The organism is Paracoccus luteus, from assembly GCF_004522155.1.
GTDB classification, from domain to species: domain Bacteria; phylum Pseudomonadota; class Alphaproteobacteria; order Rhodobacterales; family Rhodobacteraceae; genus Paracoccus; species Paracoccus luteus.
Window position 1 is genome coordinate 1 of the sequence record NZ_SDEA01000029.1, and the last position, 2524, is coordinate 2524.

Annotated in this window: 2 protein-coding genes; both read right to left on the reverse strand. The window is 61.6% G+C overall.

Features of this window, described 5'->3' with window-relative positions:
* Nucleotides 1-54 precede the first annotated feature (54 nt).
* Nucleotides 55-219 carry a hypothetical protein gene (locus tag EPA64_RS16565; RefSeq protein WP_220443781.1) on the reverse strand — a complete coding sequence of 55 codons (165 nt, stop codon included), beginning with the start codon at nt 217-219 and terminating at the stop codon, nt 55-57.
* Nucleotides 220-362: 143 nt separating this feature from the next.
* Nucleotides 363-2327, reverse strand: a complete 1965-nt coding sequence (locus EPA64_RS16115; RefSeq protein WP_134727304.1) for a hypothetical protein — start codon at nt 2325-2327, stop codon at nt 363-365.
* Nucleotides 2328-2524 lie beyond the last annotated feature (197 nt).

The window sequence follows — 2524 nt, forward strand, 5'->3', positions numbered from 1 at the left end:
CCGCCCTTTTTGTCTGGGCCGAACCACCTGCGCAACCCCGGCCCAGAACTCTGCTTATGCTGCTTCCCAAACCTGATTGAGGATTCTTGCGGCAATCTCGGCCTTGTCCTGCGGCAGAAAGCGTCCATAGTGCTGGGCAACCATTTCCGCCGTGTCCTGGATGGCATAGCTGGCCTGCTCGTAGGAGCCGGTCTGCTTCAGGATATGCGTCGCCAGCACGTCACGGACATTGTGAGGACCGTGAGGGAGAAGACCCTTGATCGCGCCCTTCCCGGTTCAGGGGTTATAGATGCCGTATCGCTGGATCGCTGTGCGCCAGGCCTCGTAGAAGGTGTTCTGGCAATAGGCCGCATTGGTGCTGGTCATCTTCGCCGTCTTGACGAAGAACGTACCTGGATCGGCGGCTGAGCCGATGAGCCGCCCCTGTGCCGGTCGACCCAGGCCTCGATCATCTCGTAAAGCCTGCCGAGATCCGGGAGGATCAGTCGGAACGGCTTGGCACCAAAGAACGAGGAATTGGCGTTTTTGAACGCCACCGAGGGGATCAGGATCTCCCAGCCCTGATCCCGTGTGCTCCAGCGCAACTCGCCACGCCTCATATCCTCGAGCCGGCGCTCTGCGGTCGGGAGGGCGCCCCTCTCGCAGAGCAGAAGCTCGCGCAGGTTTTTCTGACGCAGTCCGGTGTGCAGCCCGATCCGAAGTAGCAGGAAGGCCCGAACCGTCTCAGCGGCCGAGCGCGGGTGATGCCGCTCGTCCGGCATGCGGCGCAGGATCTCCTCGGTGATCTTGCGATATTCGCCGACCGGGCTTGGGGCTTCCAGCACTGGCAGGATGGGCTCGAATGGATCGCGATGGATGCGAGCCACGCGGTCAATCTCTTTGATGCGGCGCCGAGCGTGCTTGTACATCCGGTCGCAGGTTCCCTCCCAGTCGCCACGGGCCTCGGAGATGTGCTGCTCCGAGATCAGGCCCTCGATCTCTCTCAGATTGCCAGCCATACGCGGCGTCTGGCGCAGCCACCCGGTTTCCTCGCGGCAGAACGCCGCGGCAATCGACAGCAGGTCGATCTCCCATTTGGTGTAGAAGCCGCGTCGACGCTCGCGCCATTGCAGATACCAGTCCCAGACCTGCGGAAAGATCATCATGGCGAAGGTCAGCGTCCTCGCATCAGCGCCAAAGCCTTGCACCTCGCTTTCCGGAGGTGCAGCGAAGGCGCCGAACCAGAGGCCGAAGTGCTCGACTTTCTGAGATGCCGTTTCCTCGCCCCAGACCCCGTTCCGCTGCAATCCGAAGGCCGCAAAGGTCGAGGTCTTGAAGCGCAGAACCTCGGACATCTCGTCGTTCAACCGCTTCGGCGCATTGATGATACCGGACTCACCTTCCGTCGTGGCGATCGAGGACTTGCGGCGCGGGCCGGAAGCGCAGGCAAAGCGGACAGCATACCGCTGTCGCATCATCGCCGTCTGATACCGGCGATAGTCAGTCGAGCCGCTGATGATGACATTGCGAACCCAGTCGAGGATTTCGGCCTGCTCGCTGCGCGGCCGCCGGTTGAAGTCTTCCGGCAGATGCCAGGCGAGCCGACGCCGCTCGGCGGGAGCTATCTCCTCCAGGTCAAAGTCACCCGGAGCGCGACGGCTGCCGCCCATCTTCCCGGCAAAGTAGCCTACCGGCAACCGGTAGCGCCGCTCGATCCGCTGAAGGATCTCGAGGCTGATGGCTGATCGCGGTGCCTTCGCGCCCCTGCCCCACGCAATCAGGGTACTGCGATGCACACCATCTTCGGGTCTCACCACGGCATTGTAGAGATGATAAATGGTTTCGCCATGGCGGGCGGCATGCAGCCGGAGCGCAGCACCGAAGCTGTCGGGCTCGTCCCATTTGGTCTCAAGCGGTTCCGGAAACTCCACCACAGGTCGTGGCTGTCGGCCCGGTCGTTTGCGTTCGGATGCGCCTGCAGGTGCAGCTCGCACCTTTGCCACTTTGCGGTGGGCTCGCACCCTTCCGGGTTCCGATGCAGGCGTCGACGTGGATTTCGGCTCGGGACGCAAGCGTCGTTCTGCGACAGTTCTCGCGACAGCATCAAAGATGGGCTGGAGACTGGAGCGCAGGGGCGTCAGACGCGCAGGATCCATCCCCAGCAGATCTGCCAGTGCCTTGATATCCAGGCCGCTGCCCCGATAGGGCGGGTATTCGTTTCGTTCGAGCAAGTCCGCGAGACACTCACGGACAATGCTCACCTCCTTCGGGTCGAGAACAGGAGTGAGCCTCAAGTCGCAGTAGTCTTCGATCCTGCGCAGTGTCAGGAAGGAACGTATTGATTTCATTATGTGTCTTCCGATAGTCGCGAGACGGTCGAACTATCGGAAGTATTGGCGCAAGGGAATGTTACCCTGCGCGCCCTAACAAGCCGCACAAAACAAGAACAAACCCTCTCCAACGCGATGCGTCGTAGAAGAATATCGTAGTTTTCGGCTATTGTGGGATACTGTGGCGTAGGGAATGGTTGCGGGGGCAGGCAACC